The sequence below is a fragment of the Pseudomonas cerasi genome, from assembly GCF_027983475.1.
Taxonomy (GTDB): Bacteria; Pseudomonadota; Gammaproteobacteria; order Pseudomonadales; family Pseudomonadaceae; genus Aquipseudomonas; species Aquipseudomonas cerasi.
Window position 1 is genome coordinate 475,196 of sequence record NZ_JAQJVM010000001.1, and the last position, 20,028, is coordinate 495,223.

At 60.4% G+C, this 20,028-nt stretch carries 12 protein-coding genes; 11 read left to right on the forward strand and 1 reads right to left on the reverse strand.

Annotated elements, in window-relative coordinates:
- Positions 1-14: 14 nt before the first annotated feature.
- Complete coding sequence (locus tag PI739_RS02185; RefSeq protein WP_271351455.1) at positions 15-5,987, reverse strand: NEL domain-containing protein; 5,973 nt, start codon at positions 5,985-5,987, stop codon at positions 15-17.
- Positions 5,988-6,282: 295 nt separating this feature from the next.
- Here PI739_RS02185 and PI739_RS02190 point away from each other — a divergent pair, with 295 nt between their 5' ends.
- The 11 genes from PI739_RS02190 to PI739_RS02240 all read left to right on the forward strand — a co-directional run bounded on the left by PI739_RS02190 (position 6,283) and on the right by PI739_RS02240 (position 19,840).
- Entirely contained in the window at positions 6,283-7,905 is a 1,623-nt protein-coding gene (locus PI739_RS02190; protein ID WP_044309239.1) for a methyl-accepting chemotaxis protein, read from the forward strand.
- Between the two features lie 7 nt (positions 7,906-7,912).
- Positions 7,913-8,449, forward strand: coding sequence for a chemotaxis protein CheW (locus PI739_RS02195; protein WP_003364934.1), 537 nt, complete (start codon positions 7,913-7,915; stop codon positions 8,447-8,449).
- A complete protein-coding gene (locus tag PI739_RS02200; RefSeq protein ID WP_096108151.1) occupies positions 8,446-9,714 on the forward strand; it encodes a CheR family methyltransferase in 1,269 nt (422 codons plus the stop codon). The genes PI739_RS02195 and PI739_RS02200 overlap by 4 nt, the downstream gene beginning before the upstream one ends.
- Positions 9,714-10,403 carry a chemotaxis protein CheW gene (locus tag PI739_RS02205; RefSeq protein WP_003433418.1) on the forward strand — a complete coding sequence of 230 codons (690 nt, stop codon included), beginning with the start codon at positions 9,714-9,716 and terminating at the stop codon, positions 10,401-10,403. Before PI739_RS02200 ends, PI739_RS02205 begins: the two co-directional genes overlap by 1 nt.
- A complete protein-coding gene (locus PI739_RS02210) occupies positions 10,400-12,769 on the forward strand; it encodes a hybrid sensor histidine kinase/response regulator (RefSeq protein WP_054080748.1) in 2,370 nt (789 codons plus the stop codon). The genes PI739_RS02205 and PI739_RS02210 overlap by 4 nt, the downstream gene beginning before the upstream one ends.
- Positions 12,766-13,776, forward strand: a complete 1,011-nt coding sequence (gene cheB, locus PI739_RS02215; RefSeq protein ID WP_003433416.1) for a chemotaxis response regulator protein-glutamate methylesterase — start codon at positions 12,766-12,768, stop codon at positions 13,774-13,776. The genes PI739_RS02210 and cheB overlap by 4 nt, the downstream gene beginning before the upstream one ends.
- A 45-nt stretch (positions 13,777-13,821) precedes the next feature.
- Positions 13,822-14,826 (forward strand): response regulator, encoded by a 1,005-nt coding sequence (locus tag PI739_RS02220; RefSeq protein ID WP_003364923.1) that lies wholly within the window; start codon positions 13,822-13,824, stop codon positions 14,824-14,826.
- Positions 14,827-14,942: 116 nt separating this feature from the next.
- Positions 14,943-16,038 (forward strand): peptide chain release factor 2 gene (prfB, locus tag PI739_RS02225; protein ID WP_096105039.1). Its coding sequence is split into 2 segments (ribosomal slippage): positions 14,943-15,014 and positions 15,016-16,038, totalling 1,095 coding nucleotides; the frame shifts between segments, so codons are not numbered across the junction.
- A 69-nt stretch (positions 16,039-16,107) separates the two neighbouring features.
- Positions 16,108-17,610 carry a lysine--tRNA ligase gene (gene lysS, locus PI739_RS02230; protein WP_003364921.1) on the forward strand — a complete coding sequence of 501 codons (1,503 nt, stop codon included), beginning with the start codon at positions 16,108-16,110 and terminating at the stop codon, positions 17,608-17,610.
- Between the two features lie 92 nt (positions 17,611-17,702).
- Positions 17,703-18,428: a TetR/AcrR family transcriptional regulator gene (locus PI739_RS02235; RefSeq protein ID WP_003364919.1), complete on the forward strand. Its 726-nt coding sequence runs from the start codon at positions 17,703-17,705 to the stop codon at positions 18,426-18,428.
- A 134-nt stretch (positions 18,429-18,562) separates the two neighbouring features.
- A complete protein-coding gene (locus PI739_RS02240) occupies positions 18,563-19,840 on the forward strand; it encodes a flavohemoglobin expression-modulating QEGLA motif protein (protein WP_003433414.1) in 1,278 nt (425 codons plus the stop codon).
- Positions 19,841-20,028: the final 188 nt, after the last annotated feature.

Genomic DNA, 20,028 nt, shown 5'->3' on the forward strand with positions numbered 1-20,028 from the left:
GGCAACTGCCCCGATCAGGGGTGTTCCATTCCTTCGGCGTTGGTCAGTTCCCTGATCAGCGCTGTCTGCTGCTCCTTGAATGTGGCTTCGAACTCTACAATCCGTTCTTCATACTCCGGGTCTTCGAGACTGATATTGCGTTGTTCGAACTCGTCGGTGAGCTGGTTCAGTTCAGTCCTGTAGGTACGTTCGAGTGCTTCGAAGCGTCCAGTGTGGGTTTCACGCAGGTAGCTGATCCAGTAATCCTGCTGCTGAGCGAAGCGCAGGAAGGGCTCGCCGCGTTCTCCGTTTTGCACGCGAAGCATTGCAGTGTCGAACTCCCCGGGTCTGATGGCTGCGTGAGCCTGGAAAAGCATGCCTTCCGGTGGTACTGGCAAGTCCAGCGCGCTGGCCCAGTGCGTGCGATACGCCAGACGCACCTCGGCTTCATCACGGCCCCCGGACTGTTCGCGGGCTGCGGCATCCAGCTCGGAGAGGCGATACAGCCGGACGGTCAGCCGATACAACAGGGCGCCGCGCTGCTCCGCTACGACGTCCTGCAACGACTGCCGGACGAACACCAGCACCTCCATCTGGTTGAATTCCAGAAGAATGCCGTCCGGGCAAGTGTCGTTGTCACGAAACAGCCTGAGCGGTTCTTCGGCGATGGCGTTGAGGGTCTCTCCAAGTTGAGGCTCCTGACTCACTGCGGTCAGTACCCGCCAGACGCGCTCGCGCAGTGCTGTGCGGCTGGTGATGTTGCGATAATCGGCGCTGCGACGCAGCGAGTCGATCAGGTCGAGCAGGTTGCGGGTGTGCTCGCTGGCCTCCAGTTGCTCCCACATCTCACGCCGCCCGGCGCTCAACGGGTTGCTGTCGTCCAGCCAGGGCTCGACGGTGACGGGCTCCGGAGTCGATGCCCGACTGTCATCTGATGACAGATAATCAGAGATCGATGCGTCCGAGTCATGGTGTTCCGTCCAGTCCATCGCGCTGAGCTCGGGCGGCAGATCCATGTCGAAGGTGAAAGAGCGTCCATAACGTTCTGACAGATGTGCCCGGCGCATGGTGTCTTCGGAAAGCGGATTGCTCAGCAGGCTTATTTCCGTGTGCGAAAACTCGCTGCCGGGATTGGCGAGTATGTGTTCTGGCAGTTCGCTGATCAGATTGCCTTCCAGCAACAGTGTCCTGATCTGGGCTGGGACCATGCTCTCCACCCAGGTTGGCCATTCGACCAATCCGATGTTGTTCAGTGACAGCCAGTTAAGTGCTGTGCCACTGAGGCTGGCCAGGTCGCTGATGGCACCGATCCGGTTGCCATCCAGCTCCAGCCTTTCAAGCGTCGCAATCCGGCCGAAGAAATCGATGTGCTGTTGCTCTACCAGCATCCCTTGATCCATCAGCGATAGTGTACGAAGAGATCGAAGCTCGAGCAGCGCCGGTGGCAGTTGCAGCAGGGGGGCGACATGCCCGCTTATTTCCAGCGAGGTCAGATCCGTCATGCGGCGCAACAGTTGATCCAGATCAGCGGCTGTGCCAATGATTCTGCTCAGATGCAGATAGCGTACCTGGCGATAAAAGAAATCCGGCAGGTGTCGGGGAAAGTCGGCCAACGCAATGTCTGCGAGGCGCAGTGGACTGTGGATTTGCCCCAGGCTGAAGGTTCGCCAGTGATCGGTCAGAAGCCTGCCGATCTGACGGCGTGATTCGAGGGTCTGCTCGCTCGGTAAGGCCATCGAGCTGGAGGCATGCGTCCACCGATCAACGGCGGCAAATAATTCTGCACCTTCGTTCAATTGCCTGTTTACAGCGGCCTGCACGGCAACCGGAGTGTCCATGACAAAACTGAAGGAACTGCCGGCTACCGCTTCATTGATACGTGCATGCATCGCAGTGTGTCGGGACAGGATGTTGCCGCGCAAGTCAATCACTGTCCGATGCTCAGGGCTGGGAGGATTGTCGAGGATCCACCCGGGCAGTTCCGTCAGGTTATTGTGCGCCACCGACAGTTCGCGAATGTTGTTCGGGATTATGTCGGTCAGCCAGGACGGCCAGCGGTGCATGCTGACCCGCTCCAGCACCAACCGGTCGAGGTGCAGCCAGCTCAGGTCCATGGGCAGCACGCTGATCAGGCGATTGCCACTGAGGTTCAGCATCCTCAGGCCAGGCATGCTGCGCAAGGGGTCCATTTGCGCCTGGTCCAGAAAAATGCCCTGGTTGATCAGCCCCAGTTCGGTCAGTTGGGGCAGCACACGGGACACTTGCTGAGGCAGGTTGAGAAAGATCGAGGGCTCGGGGGCCAGACGGGAGGCGGGCTCACTGATCAGGTTCAGTGCGCGGGTATGCGGGAAGCGCTGCAGGAAGGCGCCAAGTTCGACGCTGTTGGTCGACTGTCGGGGCAGGTTCATGCCTGCTGGCGTTATATCCGCTGGATCGAGTCGCGCTCCGGACTCGACCGATATGTTTTCCAGGTGCAGTGCGGTAACGCGGTTGAAGACGAAGTCCGGCAGATGTTGCGGAAAATCACTCAGCGAGACATGGTGCAGGCGCAGCGGCTCAAGCGTCCGTCCTATCTCGGGGAGGTTGTTGAGGCGCCAGTGGCTCCAGATCGCTTCGTGGATGCGCGTGCGACTGTCGATATGAGCCTGACTCATGGGGGGCATTGCCACGGATTCATAGGTCCAGGCGTCGAGACTTGCGCGCAACAGCATTTGCTCGCCCAGCAGGTCGTTGAGTCGCGTATCGATGGTTCTGTTGTCCCAGCCGGCGTGGCGCAGACGGTCGAGGATGTCTTCGGGAAACGCATCCTCCAGCTCAAGTGTGCGGATCTTGTCCAGCAGACTCTCGTCGGTCATGTGCCAGTCGACTCTGCCGCTACCGCTCAGAGGGTAGCCAAGGCGACCGTCAGCCAGGCGCATGGGGGATTTCGAGCCTGGCTTGATCGCCTGCATTTTCAGCAATGGTGCCAGGTGCTGGCGGGGCAGGGGATTGTCCTGAATCAGCGCTGCCAGCGTCTGGCCCTCGCTGGTCCGGGCAAAGCCCAATTGCTTGCGTTGGGCATCGGGCAGGGCGTGCAGCACGGACGAGTACAGATCGTCCAGCCCGTGCAGGTGCTGGTCCTCAGCGTCACGGGCCTGGTAACGATTGCCGTCCTTGATCAGTACTTTGCGTACGGGGGCATCCTCGGGGCCGATGCTGTCGATCAAGCGGCCACCGAAATACCGGTCATGGACCTCAAGTCTGACCTGGGGCGGCCATTGCGGCAGGGCTTCAAGGCTGTGCAATGCAAGGCAGTCAGTGTCGGCACTGTAGACCGAGGTCAGATAAAGCCCTTCATAGGCCCGCGCCAGCCTTACCTGTTGTAAATAGGCGCTGGCCTCTTCGGCAATGGTCAACGGTACACGTCGTTCTGCCACGAGTTGCAGTCTTTCGGCAGGCGAGGCATGGCTGGCCAGTTCCTCGGTTACCAAAGGCGGCAGACCGGGAAATGCCTTCTGCAGGGTTTGCGCACCTTGCGCCTCGGTGGTGTTCAATGCGCGGTAATGAGACTCGAACAGCCAGCCCCGCGTGGTACGGGCGCGTGCCGCCAATTGCGCCCGTAACGTGATCAGTCGCGGTGACATGCCAAGCTGGCCTGCACCGAACTCTTCGTTGAGCAGGGTGCGGATTTCGTTGTTGCTCAGCTTTTCCAGCACCTGGCGCAGGGCATCCGGCTGGTCGGCATGAACAGTGATGTTGAGGGTGTCAGACACGACCGGCTGATAGGCCGGAGCGAATGTCTGCAGCGTGCGGCCCTCGGCATCCACCAGTACCAAGGCGCGATTGCTCGGCCAGCCACGGTCCTGGCTCAACAGTTCAAGTTGAAGGGGCGCCGCGGCGTTCGTATCGTTGGCTTCCAGCTGTTCGATGAAACACTCGATCTCCTGGTCCAGCCTGAACCGGCGCGCCGTGTCCTCAAGCAATGCCGGAGGACGACGCTGATCGGTCAGTGCCTCGCGCATCACGGATTCAGGCGTGTTGCTGACCTTGACGATGCGCCTGGCGGTACTGTCCGAAAACGTTTCACTGGAATAGCCCAACCGTCGAAACAGGTTCAGGCCTTCCATCTCCAGCGGCTGATCGAGCTCATGCAGCCATGCGCCTGCGCCGTTGTGCCGCAAGGCGGGCCGATAGCTGTCCGCGCGGGTCGGGTGCTCGATCAGGTAACCGTCGCCGCTCGTGGCAGGGCTGACTGAATAGGTACGTCCTTCAAGTGGCAACCACTGCTTGCCTTGCCAGGTGTACAGCCCGGTAGCGTCGGGCTGCAGACCCTTGGGCAGTACGATGTCATGGGCAAAGGGCGTCAGGTCAGGCTTCCACAGGCGGGTCGTGCCGCCCGGCAAATCCACGGGCTTGAGGCTGTTTACGAACTCGGGCGCCTGTACCGCCGGGATACCTGCGGCGCCCGTCGATGCAGCGCCAAGAGCCGATATCAGGGCAACGTTCTCGACTACATCGAACAGGTAGGCGAACGCCTGCTGTTTCTCGTCCTTGGCCCAGCTTTCCACGCCCTCATACACTTCGTGAACCAGCTGAATGGCGGTGACGGCCATCATCACTTCGCCCAATACCGGAACGACGAAGCCTGCGATATTCAGGACATTGAAGGCGGTGTCCATGAAGTACTGCACGCGCTCATCGAAGGTTTTCTGATCCTGTTCTGCTGTAGGCACACCATGAAACAGTGCGTCGTCGCGCAAAGCCTCGCGTTTGCGCTCGTGCAGGTTGTCCAGCAGTGGACCTTGCAGCACGGTTTCTCTCAGGTGGAGTCGGGCGTTTCGGTCCGCCTCACGCTCCAGCCACTTGCGCTCGAAAATGCCGCCTTTCTTGACTTTGGGGTATAGGCGCTCGGATAACTTTTCAAACAAGGCACTTCGATGGCGCGCCGGTATGAAGCGCATGAAGAAGTTCAGGTAGTCGTTGATGAACATCCGGTCGCGTAATTCATTTATGAAGACTTCGACCGAGTCGTATTCCTTCAACGGCGCAACGGGATCATCCGGGATATACACCACAATCCGCTCTGCCTGAGTGGCAATATCCCGGTCCTTGCCAATAACCAGAAGACCGCTCAGTTCGATATCGCCCAGGCACACAACGCTGCAGTTGACTGGCCGGTTATCGAGGCGGACTTGTTGCTTGCCATCGAGAAGCTCCAGTAATGCGCCTTGCAAATCCGGGCTGATCTGTTGTTGCAGGGATGCAATCTGCAACTGCAGCCGGATCGACGATGCTTCCAGCTGCATGAAGGTCTGGCGCAGCCTCGATGCCGCAGCGTCTTCCGTTTCGTCAGGGGTCGAAGGCGTGCTGAAGGCGGTCTGGATATGCGCTTGATATTGGCCGCCCAGGTCCAGCTCACGGCACAGCGCCGCAAAGCCGGCCGGGGAAATAGGCAGGGACTTGCCGGTGATCTGTGGGCCGAGGATTTCAAAGGAAGAAAACACCTGGGCCTTGATACCGGTGCTGGCGTCCATTGCGCCCGGTGCGGTTTCCCAGGCTTCGAAATTCTGTAGCGCAGCCTTGAGCAGGCTCTGGGTCGCGGCCCTCAGTGCAATGTTTGCCTGCGTTAGAGGGTCTCTGGATGCCGTATTGAACGATTGATCGACCCGCGCCCGACTGGCGTGGAACAGCCAGGTGTCGGTGACGTCCACCTCCAGCCCGAAGCGGTCCTTGATGGCGGCTGTCAGCAAGGGCCTTGCGAAGTCCTCCAGCGTCGACAGGCGATCCAGCGTCGGGCGAACCAGGTGCTCGTGCTTTCGGTGCTCGGCATACAGGCGCTGCAGTTCGGCGACCTGATCAGGGCTGGACTTGCGTGCGCCTTTCAGCCATTGCACGGGGCGCCGAGAGGCCTTGCGCAAGGCCGCATGGGTTGGCGGCTCAGCCTGAAGCAGCCACTCCGGGGCTTTGTCTTTTATCAGTTGCAGATGCGGGAGTGCAGAAGCCTTGCCCGACAGAGATAGATCCAGCATTTAAGTGCCTTGTCGTGAATGAACAACGACAAAGCTTACGGTCGTGACTTGCCGTACAAGTGCTAACTATCTATGTGCTTTCGCTGTTTCTGAAGACCATCGCTCAAGTAGTGGTGGCGATGGCCGACAAGACATTGGATGGGTGAAGGAGCGGTGATCGATAGCGGCCGTGACTTCGTTCTGTATTACCCATGTAACGTTTTACGGCTGGGCTATACTCACGCCGTTTGGACCGTCCGTCGGTCCACTTCTTGAACACGGCCCGACGCCGTCGTTGAACTCTTGAGGGCTGACTGTGAAGAACTGGACCTTGCGCCAACGGATTCTGGCGAGTTTCGCCGTCATCATCGCAATCATGCTGTTGATGGTCGTTGTATCTTATTCACGGTTGTTGTCCATCGAGTCCAGCGAGGAAGATGTGCGTCTGGATGCGTTGCCCGGCGTGTATTACAGCACCCTGGTGCGCAGTGCCTGGGGCGAGAGTTACATCCGCACGCTGGAGCTGATTGCCGAAGGGCAGGCGCGGCCGTTGACCAAGCAGGAAAAGGACCAGTTTCAGGGCTTTGACGAAAACCTGCAGGCACAGATGGACGGCTACAAAAAGTCCATCTTCGATGATGCAGACAGAGACAGCTTCGCGCTCTTCGAAAAGCGCCGCGAAGCCTATTCGCGCATGCTCGCCGATGTTCACGCCAAGTACGATAGCGGCGACTACGCAGGCGCGCGCGCCGAATTCTATGGCGAAGTGAACCCGGTCTGGCTCACGGGACGCAAGCAGCTCAATGATCTCATTGTGGCCAATAAACAGCTGGCTGATCAGGCCACCGCCAACATTGTCAACGCCGTGCTGGCTGCCAAGATCAGCATGATCCTGTCGCTGCTGGTCGCCGTGCTGGCGGCTGCGGCCTGCGGTCTGCTGTTGATGCGTTCGATCACGGCACCGATGCAATTGATCGTTCGGATCCTGGACGTCATGCGTACCGGCGACCTGAGCACTCGATTGAACCTGTCGCGCAAGGACGAGTTCAATGCGGTCGAGACCGGCTTCAACGACATGGTCACCGAGCTCACCGCGCTGGTTGCCCAGGCGCAGCGCTCCTCGGTACAGGTCACTACCTCGGTCACCGAGATCGCTGCAACGTCACGCCAGCAGCAGGCTACCGCCACCGAGACCGCTGCAACCACCACCGAGATCGGCGCCACGTCGCGGGAAATCGCCGCCACCTCGCGGGACCTGGTGCGCACCATGACCGAAGTCACTTCGGCGGCGGATCAGGCGTCGGTTCTCGCCGGTTCCGGCCAGCAGGGCCTGGCACGCATGGAAGACACCATGCATCAGGTGATGGGCGCTGCCAATCTGGTCAACGCCAAGCTGGCGATCCTCAACGAGAAGGCCGGCAACATCAATCAGGTCGTCGTCACCATCGTCAAGGTCGCCGACCAGACCAACCTGCTGTCGCTCAATGCCGCCATCGAGGCCGAGAAGGCCGGTGAATACGGTCGCGGGTTTGCAGTGGTTGCCACCGAGGTCCGTCGCCTGGCCGACCAGACTGCCGTCGCCACTTATGACATCGAGCAGATGGTGCGGGAAATCCAGTCTGCGGTGTCTGCGGGTGTGATGGGCATGGACAAGTTTTCCGAAGAGGTGCGCCGTGGCATGTTCGAGGTCACCCAGGTCGGTGAGCAGCTGTCGCAGATCATCCATCAGGTTCAGGCGCTGGCACCTCGTGTGCTGATGGTCAACGAAGGTATGCAGGCCCAGGCCACCGGCGCCGAACAGATCAATCAGGCGCTGGTACAACTGGCGGATGCCAGCAGCCAGACCGTCGAATCACTGCGCCAAGCCAGTTTCGCGATCGACGAGTTGAGTCAGGTCGCGGTCGGGCTGCGCAGCGGCGTTTCGCGTTTCAAGGTCTGAAGGATCAATGAGCGATCAATCGCCGAGGCGCAATGGCACGCCACTGACCGCCAGCAAGCTTTTTCTGCTGTTTTGCATCGGCGAAGACCGCTATGCGCTGGACGCGACCGAGATCGCCGAAATCCTGCCGCGGGTAAAACTCAAGGCGATTGCCCAGGCACCGCACTGGGTGGCGGGAATCTTTGCTCATCGCGGCGAGATTGTCCCGGTGATCGACATCAGCGCGCTGAATTCCGGTCAGCCAGCGCGCTCGCGTACCAGTACGCGCATGGTGCTGGTGCATTATCGCTACGACGACGCGCACCCGGCTCAGTTGCTCGGGCTGATTCTGGAGCAGGCGACCGAAACGCTGCGCTGCCCGGTTGCGCAGTTCAAGGCGTACGGGCTGGACAATCGCCTGTCACCTTACCTGGGGCCGGTCCGCGAGGACGAGCAGGGCCTGCTGCAGTGGATTCATGTTCACGAACTGTTGAGCGAGCCGGTCCGCGAGTTGTTGTACCCGGTGCCGCCGATTGACCTTGAGCTGCTCGAGGACGCGCGATGAAGGTGGATGATTCGCGCTTCTTCAGCTTTCTCAAGGAGCGTATCGGACTGGATGTGACGTCCGTCGGCGAAGCGATCATCGAGCGCGCCTTGCGTCAGCGTGCGACGGCTGTCAATTGCCCTGACAGTGATGCGTACTGGCATCTTCTGGTCTCGTCGCCGCAGGAGCAGCAGGCGCTCATCGAAGCGGTGATCGTTCCCGAGACCTGGTTCTTTCGTTATCCCGAATCATTTGTCACCCTGGGTATGCTGGCCCGCGAGCGTATCGCCGGTATTGCCGGTGCGCGCCCCTTGCGCATTCTCAGCCTGCCGTGCTCGACCGGTGAGGAGCCGTATTCCATTGCCATGGCGTTATTCGACGCCGGTGTCGACGCCCGGCAATTCAAGGTCGATGCCATCGATATCAGCCCTGTTTCGATTGCCAAGGCCGAGCACGGTGTCTACGGCAAAAACTCGTTTCGTGGCAGCGACATCAGTTATCGCGAGCGCTATTTCAGTCCTGTCGCTGACGGCTTTGAAATCGCTGACAGTGTTCGCGACTCTGTGAGTTTTCAGCCGGGTAACCTGCTCGACCCGAAACTCGCTTCACAAGTGGCCTATGACATCGTCTTCTGCCGCAACCTGGTGATCTATTTTGATCGGCAGACCCAGCAACATGTATTCAAGGTCCTCAAACAACTGACCCGTGAAGACGGCCTGCTGTTTATCGGTCCGGCGGAGGGCAATCTGCTGGCGGGTATCGGCATGCGCTCGACGGGTATCGCCCAGTCCTTCGCCTTCCGGCACGCGCCCGTCGATGCGGTGGTGCCGGTGCCTGTCGCTGCACCGATGGCATCGCGTCCGGTGGTCGAGGCACCTGCCAGAGCGGTCGCGCCACGACCTGCGCCGCGAACATCCGCAGCTTTTGCGCCCGTCGCGAAACCCGTCGCTGCGGCAGGCAACAGCGATGTTTCGGCCTTGCTCGACAGGATCGCGGGGCTGGCCAACGAAGGTAAAAGTGCTGAGGCTCGGGCTGCGTGCGAGCGTTACCTGCAGCAGCATGAGCCGGTCGCGCAGGTGTTTTACTGGCTGGGTCTGCTCAGCGAAGTGGAAGGCCAGGTGCCACAGGCGCAGGGCTTCTATCGCAAGGCGCTGTATCTGCAACCGCAGCACTCCGAATCGCTGGCCCAACTGGCAGCATTGCTGGCTGCCCAAGGTGACACTGCTGGCGCCCGGCGCTTGCAGGACCGCGCAGCACGTGGCACGAATAAACAAGGAAACCAATGATGGCGGGCGTGTCCGGTTTTTCCAGTCTGACCCATGATCAGGCCCTGGATATCGATGATTGCTGGAACCGCATCGGCATTCACGGCGATCGCTCCTGCCCGTTGCTTGCAGAGCATATCCACTGCCGCAATTGCGCGGTTTATTCGGCTGCCGCCACCCGTCTGCTGGACCGCTACTCGCTGGTCCAGGAGTCGCCTGAGCAGTTTCAGGGTTCGGTGTTGCTGCGCGACATCGAGACGCGCTCGATTCTGGTATTCCGGCTTGGTGAAGAGTGGCTGGGGCTGGCGTCGCGCTGCTTCTCGGAAGTCGCTCCCAGTCAGACCATCCATTCACTGCCACACCAGCGTTCGCGTGCATTGCTGGGTGTCGCCAATGTACGCGGCGCTCTGGTAGCGTGCATCTCGCTGGTCGAGCTGCTCGGGCTGGACAGCACCGCGGTGAGTACCCCGTCGACGCGGGTGGTACCGCGCATGTTGATCGTCAGCGTCGAAGGCGGCCCGGTCGTGGTGCCGGTCGACGAGGTGGACGGTATTCACGCCATCGACGAGCGTGAGCTGGAAGCTGCTTCGGCATCCGGCACGCATGCCAATGCCCGTTTCACCCGTGGCGTGCTGCAATGGAAGGGCCGCAGCCTGCGCTGGCTGGACGAAGAAGAGTTGTTGTCGGCGGTGTATCGGAGCCTCACATGACGCCAGATCAAATGCGTGACGCCTCGCTGTTCGAACTGTTCACGCTGGAAGCCGACGCGCAGACCCAGGTATTGAGTGCGGGCCTGCTGGCACTCGAACGTAACCCGACCCAGGCGGATCAGCTGGAAGCCTGCATGCGTGCTGCTCACTCGCTCAAGGGCGCAGCGCGGATTGTCGGCGTCGATTTCGGCGTGAGTGTCGCGCATGTGATGGAAGACTGTCTGGTCAGCGCTCAGGAAGGGCGCCTGCTGCTTCAGGCCGAGCATATCGACGCGCTGCTGTCGGGGACCGACCTGTTGATGCGTATCGCCACGCCCGGCAGCGACGGTATTGGTCAGCCTGATATCGACAGTTATGTCGAAAGGCTCAATACGTTGCTGGCTTCCGGCGCTGGCACGGCGCGTACGGTCAGTACACCACTGCCGGATCCAGCCTCGGAGGCCTTGCTGGCCAGCGCGATGCTGCAGCTTGAGACGTCAAGCGGGTCGGTTGCGCCAGCGCCTGAGTCTGTCGCAGCGCCGTCGGCCGCCGCGTCGCCTGCCAGTCCAGCCGCCATGCCGGCTTCGGAACCAGAGGCACCGTTCACGCCCTTGCGTGAACGCCGTGTGGCCGAGGGCGGCGAACGCGTGTTACGAGTCACCGCCGAGCGCCTCAACGGGCTGCTGGACATGTCCAGCAAATCGCTGGTCGAGACTCAGCGCCTCAAGCCTTTGCTGGCTGGTATGCAGCGTCTCAAGCGCCTGCAAAGCAGCAGCGACCGTGCGCTGGAGGTATTGGGGGCCAGCTTTGGTGAAGAAGGTCCTTCGGCCGATGTGCAAAAAGCCCTGGAGGACGCGCGCAACCTCCTGTCCCAGGCGCAGCAGGTGTTGGCCCGGCAGACTGCCGAGCTGGATGAATTCGGCTGGCAGTCGGCACAACGTGCGCAACTGTTATACGACACGGCACTCGCGTGCCGCATGCGACCCTTCGCCGACGTACTGAATGGTCAGGCGCGCATGGTCCGGGATCTGGGGCGTGAGCTGGGTAAACAGGTCCGCTTGCAGATCGAAGGCGAGAAGACCCAGGTCGATCGCGATGTGCTGGAAAAGCTCGATGCACCCTTGACTCACCTGCTGCGCAACGCCGTGGACCACGGCATCGAGTCGCCCGAAAAGCGCGTGGCGTCCGGCAAGGACCCTGAAGGTCTGATTCGTCTGCAGGCGTCGCATCAGGCTGGCTTGCTGGTCGTTGAGTTGAGCGATGACGGTGGCGGCGTGGACCTTGAACGTCTGCGCCAGAACATTATCGACCGCAAGCTTTCGCCGGCCGAGACCGCTGCGCAGCTGAGCGAGGAGGAACTGCTGAGTTTTCTGTTCCTGCCGGGCTTCAGCATGCGCGACAAGGTCACGCAGATCTCCGGCCGTGGTGTCGGCCTCGATGCCGTGCAGCATATGGTTCGCCAGATGCACGGCAGCGTCGAGCTGCAGCAATGGGCGGGCGAGGGCAGTCGCTTCAGGATAGAAATGCCGCTGACGCTTTCAGTGGTACGCAGCCTGGTCGTGGAAGTGGGCGGTGAAGCGTATGCCTTCCCGCTGGCTCATATCGAGCGCATGCGCGACCTGCAGCCTGACGACATTCTGCAACTGGAAGGGCGTCAGCATTTCTGGGATGAAGAGCGCCATGTCGGTCTGGTTTCGGCCAGTCAGCTGTTGAATCGACCGGCTGCGCAGAAGGCCGGAGAAACCCTCAAGGTTGTGGTGATTCGTGAGCGTGATGCTGTTTATGGCGTGGCCGTTGAACGCTTCATCGGTGAGCGCACGCTGGTGGTGATGCCGCTCGATGCGCGCCTGGGCAAGGTTCAGGACGTGTCGGCGGGGGCCTTGCTCGACGACGGTTCGGTGGTGCTGATCATCGATGTCGAAGACATGTTGCGCTCGGTGGAAAAACTTCTGAATACCGGCCGCCTGGAGCGCATCGACCGACGCACTCGTCAGGCAGACCAAGTGTCACGCAAACGCGTGCTGGTCGTCGATGATTCTTTGACCGTGCGCGAGCTGGAGCGCAAGCTGCTGCTCAGTCGCGGCTACCAGGTGTCGGTGGCCGTGGACGGAATGGACGGCTGGAACGCGCTGCGCGCCGAGGACTTCGACCTGCTGATTACCGACATCGACATGCCGCGTATGGACGGTATCGAGCTGGTGACCCTGTTGCGCCGCGATACCCGCTTGCAGTCCCTGCCGGTCATGGTCGTGTCCTACAAGGACCGTGAAGAGGACCGGCGTCGCGGCCTGGACGCTGGCGCCGATTATTACCTGGCCAAGGCCAGTTTCCACGATGATGCCTTGCTCGACGCTGTCGTCGAATTGATAGGAGACGCGCAAGGATGAAGATTGCCATCGTCAACGATATGCCCATGGCCATCGAAGCCCTGCGCCGTGCACTGGCTTTCGAGCCCGCGCATCAGATCATCTGGGTGGCGTCCAATGGTGCCGACGCCGTGCAGCGTTGCGTCGAGCAGACCCCGGACCTGATCCTGATGGATCTGATCATGCCGGTGATGGATGGCGTCGAAGCCACCCGCCGGATCATGGCCGAAACACCCTGCGCTATCGTTATCGTGACCGTCGACCGCGAGCAGAACATGCGCCGCGTGTTCGAAGCGATGGGGCACGGCGCGCTGGATGTGGTGGACACGCCGGCCATTGGTGGCCCCAATCCAAAAGAGGCGGCGGCGCCCCTGCTGCGCAAGATCCTCAATATCGACTGGCTGATCGGCCAGCGTGTCGGCGTTGAACGGGTCGCGGTTGCGCCGGTTTCCGCGCCGTCGAAACGTGACCGGCTCGTGGCGATCGGTTCCTCGGCAGGCGGGCCTGCAGCGCTGGAGATTCTGCTCAAGGCGCTTCCGGTGAGTTTCCCGGCAGCGATTGTCCTTGTACAGCACGTCGACCAGGTCTTCGCCGCCGGTATGGCCGAGTGGTTGAGCTCGGCCTCCGGCCTGCCGGTACGTCTGGCAAGGGAAGGCGAAACGCCACAGCCGGGTGTGGTGTTGCTGGCAGGCACCAATCATCATATCCGTTTGCTCAAGGACGGCACGCTGGCGTACACAGCGGAGCCGGTGAATGAAGTTTACAGGCCCTCGATTGATGTGTTTTTCGAGAGCGTTACCCGATATTGGAGTGGCGAGGCGGTCGGCGTTCTGCTGACCGGGATGGGGCGCGACGGTGCACAGGGACTCAAGGCCATGCGTGAGCGGGGGTTTCTGACCATCGCTCAGGATCAGGCCAGTTCTGCTGTTTATGGCATGCCCAAGGCTGCCGCAGCCATTGATGCTGCCGTGGAAATCTGCCCATTGCCCGCCATAGCACCTCGCTTGATCGAGGTATTTACTCAATGACTGCTCTGCTGAACTCAGTGGCAGTCGGCGATCAGGAGAAAGATCATGAATGACCTGCAAACGGATGAGCTCAAGACGCCGGATGAAAACAGCGCAATGGTGCTTTTGGTGGATGATCAGGCCATGATTGGTGAAGCCGTACGACGCGGCCTGGCCGGCCATGAGTCCATCGACTTTCATTTTTGTGCCGACCCGCATCAGGCGATTGCACAGGCCGTGCAGATCAAGCCGACGGTGATTCTGCAGGACCTGGTGATGCCGGGCCTGGACGGGCTGACGCTGGTTCGCGAGTACCGCAGCAACCCGCTGACCCGCGATATCCCGATCATCGTGCTGTCCACCAAGGAAGACCCGCTGATCAAGAGCGCGGCGTTCACGGCCGGGGCCAACGACTATCTGGTCAAGCTGCCGGACAACATCGAGCTGGTGGCGCGCATTCGCTATCACTCGCGCTCGTACATGACCCTGTTGCAGCGCGACGAGGCCTATCGGGCCCTGCGCGTCAGCCAGCAACAACTGCTCGATACCAATCTGGTTCTGCAGCGCCTGATGAATTCCGATGGCCTCACGGGGCTGTCGAACCGCCGCCATTTCGACGAGTATCTGGAACTGGAGTGGCGCCGTGCAGTTCGCGAGCAGACCCAGTTGTCGTTGCTGATGATCGATGTGGACTACTTCAAACCCTACAACGACAACTTCGGGCATCTTGAGGGTGACGAGGCCCTGCGTCAGGTCGCCAAGGCAATCCGCAACAGTTGCAGTCGCCCGTCGGACTTGCCGGCTCGCTACGGCGGCGAGGAGTTCGCCATGGTCCTGCCCAACACCTCGCCGGGAGGGGCGCGTCTGCTGGCTGAAAAGCTGCGCCAGAGTGTCTCCGGCATGAATATCCCGCATATGGCGCCAGCGCCTGGCTCCAGCCTGACGGTGAGTATCGGCGTGGCAACCGTGACGCCGCAGCTCGGAATGCACAGCCGTCAGCTGATTCTGGATGCCGACAAGGGGCTTTATCAGGCCAAGAATAACGGGCGCAATCAGGTCGCGGCAGGCTGACGCCGGCAGCGACCGGTAAATAGGCCTCACAACGCCCGCTCGACGGGCTGCTTTCGTGGCCTTGCCTGGGGTATACTCTCCGGCTTTGAAAATTTCGCCTGCGAGTGCTGCCTACCATGGAAATCAACCCGATCCTAAACAGCATCAAGGATTTGTCCGAGCGCTCCGAAACCATTCGGGGGTATCTTTGACTACGATCACAAACATGATCGTCTGACCGAAGTCAACCGCGAGCTCGAAGATCCAAACGTCTGGAACAACCCGGCCTACGCCCAGGAACTGGGGCGCGAGCGCTCCCTGCTGGCGCAGATCGTAGAAACCCTGGACGAAATGTCCTCGGGTCTGGTCGATGCCAAAGACCTGTTGCTGATGTCTGCCGAAGAAGAAGACCAGGCTGCCGTCGATGACGTCGCCGCCGAAGTCGAGCGCCTGCGCGAATCGCTGGAAAAGCTCGAGTTCCGCCGCATGTTCAGCGGCGACATGGACCCCAACAACGCTTATCTGGACATCCAGGCCGGCTCCGGTGGCACCGAAGCGCAGGACTGGGCGAACATCCTGCTGCGCATGTACCTGCGCTGGGCTGACAAGCGCGGTTTCGACGCTACCATCATGGAACTGTCTGCCGGTGAAGTCGCCGGTATCAAGGGCGCTACCGTGCACATCAAGGGCGAATACGCCTTCGGCTGGTTGCGTACCGAGATCGGCGTTCACCGTCTGGTGCGCAAGAGCCCGTTCGACTCCGGCAACCGTCGCCACACCTCGTTCTCGGCCGTATTCGTTTCGCCGGAAATCGATGACAACATCGAAATCGACATCAATCCGGCGGATCTGCGCATCGACACCTACCGTTCTTCCGGGGCCGGTGGTCAGCACGTAAACACCACTGACTCGGCGGTGCGGATCACCCACGTTCCGACCAATACCGTGGTCAGCTGCCAGAACGAGCGTTCCCAGCATGCGAACAAGGACACCGCCATGAAAATGCTGCGGGCCCGTTTGTATGAGCAGGAAGTGCAGAAGCGCAATGCAGCGTCCCAGGCACTCGAAGACACCAAGTCCGATATCGGCTGGGGTCATCAGATTCGCTCCTACGTACTGGACGCCTCGCGTATCAAGGACCTGCGGACCAACATCGAACGCAGCGACTGCGACAAGGTGCTTGATGGCGATATCGACGAATACCTGATCGCGAGCCTCAAGCAAGGGCTGTAAACCGTCAGCCGACACCTCAAGTCCCTCGTCGCAAGGCGAGGGCGAACCTGTGATGGAATCTTTAAAGACATGAGCGACCAACAACTCGACCCGCAAGCCCTGCAACAGGAAGAAAACACCCTGATCGCCTTGCGCAAGGAAAAGCTTGCAGCAGGCCGTGCCAAGGGTCAGGCCTTCCCCAACGACTTCCGCCGCGACAGCTACTGCAATGACCTGCAGAAACAGTACGTCGACAAGACCAAGGAAGAACTGGCAGAGGCAGCGATTCCGGTCAAGGTTGCCGGTCGCATCATGCTCAACCGTGGCTCGTTCATGGTGATCCAGGACATGACCGGGCGCATCCAGGTCTACGTCAACCGCAAGACCCTGCCTGAAGAAACCCTGGCCGAGGTGAAAACCTGGGACCTGGGCGACATCATCGCTGCCGAAGGTACTCTGGCACGCTCCGGCAAGGGCGATCTGTACGTCGAGATGACCAGCGTTCGTCTGCTGACCAAATCTTTGCGTCCGCTGCCCGACAAGCACCATGGCCTGACCGATACCGAACAGCGCTACCGTCAGCGTTACGTCGACCTGATCGTCAACGAAGACGTGCGCGAGACCTTTCGCGTGCGCTCGCAGGTTATCGCTCACATCCGCAGCTTCCTGATGAAGCGCGACTTCCTCGAAGTCGAAACGCCGATGCTGCAGACCATTCCCGGTGGCGCGGCGGCCAAGCCGTTCGAAACCCATCACAATGCGCTGGACATGGAAATGTTCCTGCGTATCGCCCCGGAGCTGTACCTCAAGCGATTGGTGGTCGGTGGTTTCGAGAAGGTCTTCGAGATCAATCGCAACTTCCGTAACGAAGGTGTTTCGACCCGGCACAACCCCGAGTTCACCATGCTCGAGTTCTACCAGGCCTACGCCGATTACGAAGACAACATGGACCTCACCGAGGAACTGTTCCGCGAACTGGCGCAACTGGTTCTGGGTACCACCGACGTGCCTTACGGCGACAAGGTGTTCCACTTCGGCGAACCGTTCGTGCGCCTGTCGGTGTTCGACTCGATCCTCAAGTACAACCCCGAGCTGACCGCTGCCGACCTGCAGGACATCGACAAGGCCCGCGCCATCGCGAAAAAGGCCGGTGCCAAGGTGCTGGGCTTCGAAGGTCTGGGTAAATTGCAGGTGATGATTTTCGAAGAGCTGGTCGAGCACAAGCTGGAACAGCCTCACTTCATTACCCAGTACCCGTTCGAAGTGTCGCCACTGGCGCGCCGCAATGACGAAAACCCGAATGTTACCGACCGTTTCGAGTTGTTCATCGGCGGTCGCGAAATCGCCAATGCCTACTCCGAGCTCAACGACGCCGAAGATCAGGCTGAACGCTTCCAGGCTCAGGTGGCCGACAAGGATGCCGGTGACGACGAAGCCATGCACTACGACGCCGACTTCGTCCGCGCGCTGGAGTACGGCATGCCGCCGACGGCAGGCGAGGGGATCGGTATCGACCGGTTGGTGATGCTGCTCACCGACTCGCCATCGATCCGTGATGTGATCCTCTTCCCGCACATGCGCCCGCAAGCGTAATCAGTGGAAAAACAGCCGCCTTCATTGGGCGGCTTTTTTTTAAGTGTTTTTTCAGATCGACTCATTTCAGAGCGACTTATAAGGAAGCTGTCGTGACGATTGCCAGAGAAGGGGCCGCCGGAGTAGCGAGCGCGGTGGCCAAAAGTGTCAAGTATCAGGGGCGCAAGGCTGCGCGTGAGGGCAGTGAGCAACGCAGGCAGGTCATTCTCGATGCCGCCATGCGTATCGTGGTGCGTGACGGCGTACGCGCCGTACGCCATCGTGCAGTGGCCGCCGAAGCCAGCGTACCGCTGTCGGCAACCACCTATTACTTCAAGGACATCGATGATCTGCTGACCGATGCCTTCGCCCAGTATGTACAGCGCAGTGCCGACTATCTGGCGCGGCTGTGGCAAAACACTGAAGGCATTCTGCGCGAGATGATGAGCCGCAGTTCCGGGAGCCCGACTGACCGGTTTCGTCTGGCGGACGACATTGCGCGTATGGTGACGGAGCATATTCGCCATCAATTGCTGACCCGGCGTGACTATCTGATCGCCGAGCAGGCGTTCTACCACGAAGCATTGATCAACCCGCGCCTGACGCCGCTGGTCATGGCCCATCAGGAAATTCTTCTGCAAGGCAGTTGTCAGTTCTTTCAGGTGATCGGTTCCCTGCAGCCCTATCAGGATGCTCAGGTGTTGACGGGGCTTATTCGCCGCATTGAGTATCAAGGTCTGCTGCATGGGCCACAGCGTCAGGCGGACGAAGAAATGCTCTGTATCCTGACGCGGCAGATGCGTCTGGTCCTGGGGACCCCGCAGCCGCTTCGAGGGTGACTATACTGCTGCGCGAGTGCCTGGGATCGGCTGTTCAGATGGCTTGACGATCCTGCCGGTTTCGATATTTTCCAGAGGTGGCGTGTTGTTCGGCGCCGCCATGCAGTAGCGTGACAGCCAGCCAAGGAGTACCGGTGGACGAGTATCAACAGACTATTCGTGCTTTATCGGATCGGATCGTCGTTGCACAGACGCCGATTCGCATTCTGGATGCAGTTAAATGGGATGAGAACGTCCGCAAGGAGTTTCTGGCCGCCAAGGGCAAGGCGCTTCCTGCCGTGGACCGCGCCTACTACGAAAACCGTCCGCTGGGTTTCGACTCTTCCGCCTTGAAGCAGGAGTTTCAGAACATCGAGCGCGACGTCACGCGTCAACTGGGGCAGTTCAATCCGGTCGGTCAGATCATGCGCCGCATGTGCCGTGAGTACCGCATGGTGGTGCGTATGCTCGAGGCCCGCGGTACGTCCGACTTCGGCCTGATTTCTCAGGAACTGTACGGCGCGGCATCCGACGCCTTTCATGCGGGTGACCCGACGCTGGCCGATCTTGGCTTGATGCTTTCGGATTACCTGAACAACATTGCCGGACGCGGCGACCTGAAGGACGAGCCGAAAACGCTCACCGCCAAGGACGCCGTTTCGCTGCTGCAATCGCGTTTGAACCGCGTGTTCGGTGAGGCCGAGGAGACCATCCGGGTTTTCGAATCCGATGGGATCGTCGCTGATGCGGCTGCCGGTGCCGACTACATCAAGATCCGCACCGACGCCATGTTCAACGAGCGCGACGTCCGTGCGCTGGAAGTGCACGAAGGGCTGGTGCACGTGGGTACCACGCTGAACGGGCAAAACCAGCCGATCTGTACGTTCCTGTCAAAGGGGCCGCCGTCATCGACGGTGACGCAGGAAGGCCTGGCGATTCTCATGGAAGTCATCGCCTTTGCATCCTATCCCAGCCGCCTGCGCAAGCTGACCAACCGCACGCGCGCCATTCACATGGCCGAGCAGGGCGCTGATTTTCTGCAGGTGTTTGAGTTCTATCGCGAGCAGGGTTTTGGCATGTCGGAGAGCTACGGCAATGCCAGTCGCGTCTTCCGCGGCTCGGTGCCCAACGGCTTGCCGTTCACCAAGGACCTGTCCTATCTGAAAGGCTTCATCATGGTCTACAACTACATTCAGCTCGCCGTGCGCAAGGGCAAGCTTGAACAGGTGCCGCTGCTGTTCTGCGGCAAGACCACGCTGGAAGACATGCGTACCCTGCGCCAACTGGTGGACGAAGGGCTGGTGGTTGCACCCAAGTACCTGCCCGAGCAGTTCCGGGACATGAACGCCCTGTCGGCCTGGATGTGCTTCTCCAACTTCCTCAACCACCTGAGCCTGGACCGCATCGAAGCGGACTACTCGAATATTTTGTAGGCCGAACTGACTATCGTGCCAATGCTCCGCGTTGGCACGCAGTGGGTGACGCTCGGCGTCACAAATCTGCGCCGCGCTGCACAGTCAGGATCGGACGCAGAGCGTCCAGAACGGCATTCCCACGCTGGAGCGTGAGGAACGATAATCTTGTAACTATCGTGCCATTGCTCTGCGCCAGCACGGCGGTG

Bases quoted from the DNA above. Each gene is read 5' to 3' on its own strand.
- PI739_RS02195 (WP_003364934.1), top strand. From the start codon at position 7,913: ATGAGCGATCAATCGCCGAGGCGCAATGGCACGCCACTGACCGCCAGC.
- PI739_RS02205 (WP_003433418.1), top strand. From the start codon at position 9,714: ATGGCGGGCGTGTCCGGTTTTTCCAGTCTGACCCATGATCAGGCCCTG.
- cheB (WP_003433416.1), top strand. From the start codon at position 12,766: ATGAAGATTGCCATCGTCAACGATATGCCCATGGCCATCGAAGCCCTG.
- PI739_RS02220 (WP_003364923.1), top strand. From the start codon at position 13,822: ATGAATGACCTGCAAACGGATGAGCTCAAGACGCCGGATGAAAACAGC.
- PI739_RS02210 (WP_054080748.1), top strand. From the start codon at position 10,400: ATGACGCCAGATCAAATGCGTGACGCCTCGCTGTTCGAACTGTTCACG.
- PI739_RS02200 (WP_096108151.1), top strand. From the start codon at position 8,446: ATGAAGGTGGATGATTCGCGCTTCTTCAGCTTTCTCAAGGAGCGTATC.
- PI739_RS02185 (WP_271351455.1), bottom strand. From the start codon at position 5,987: ATGCTGGATCTATCTCTGTCGGGCAAGGCTTCTGCACTCCCGCATCTG.
- lysS (WP_003364921.1), top strand. From the start codon at position 16,108: ATGAGCGACCAACAACTCGACCCGCAAGCCCTGCAACAGGAAGAAAAC.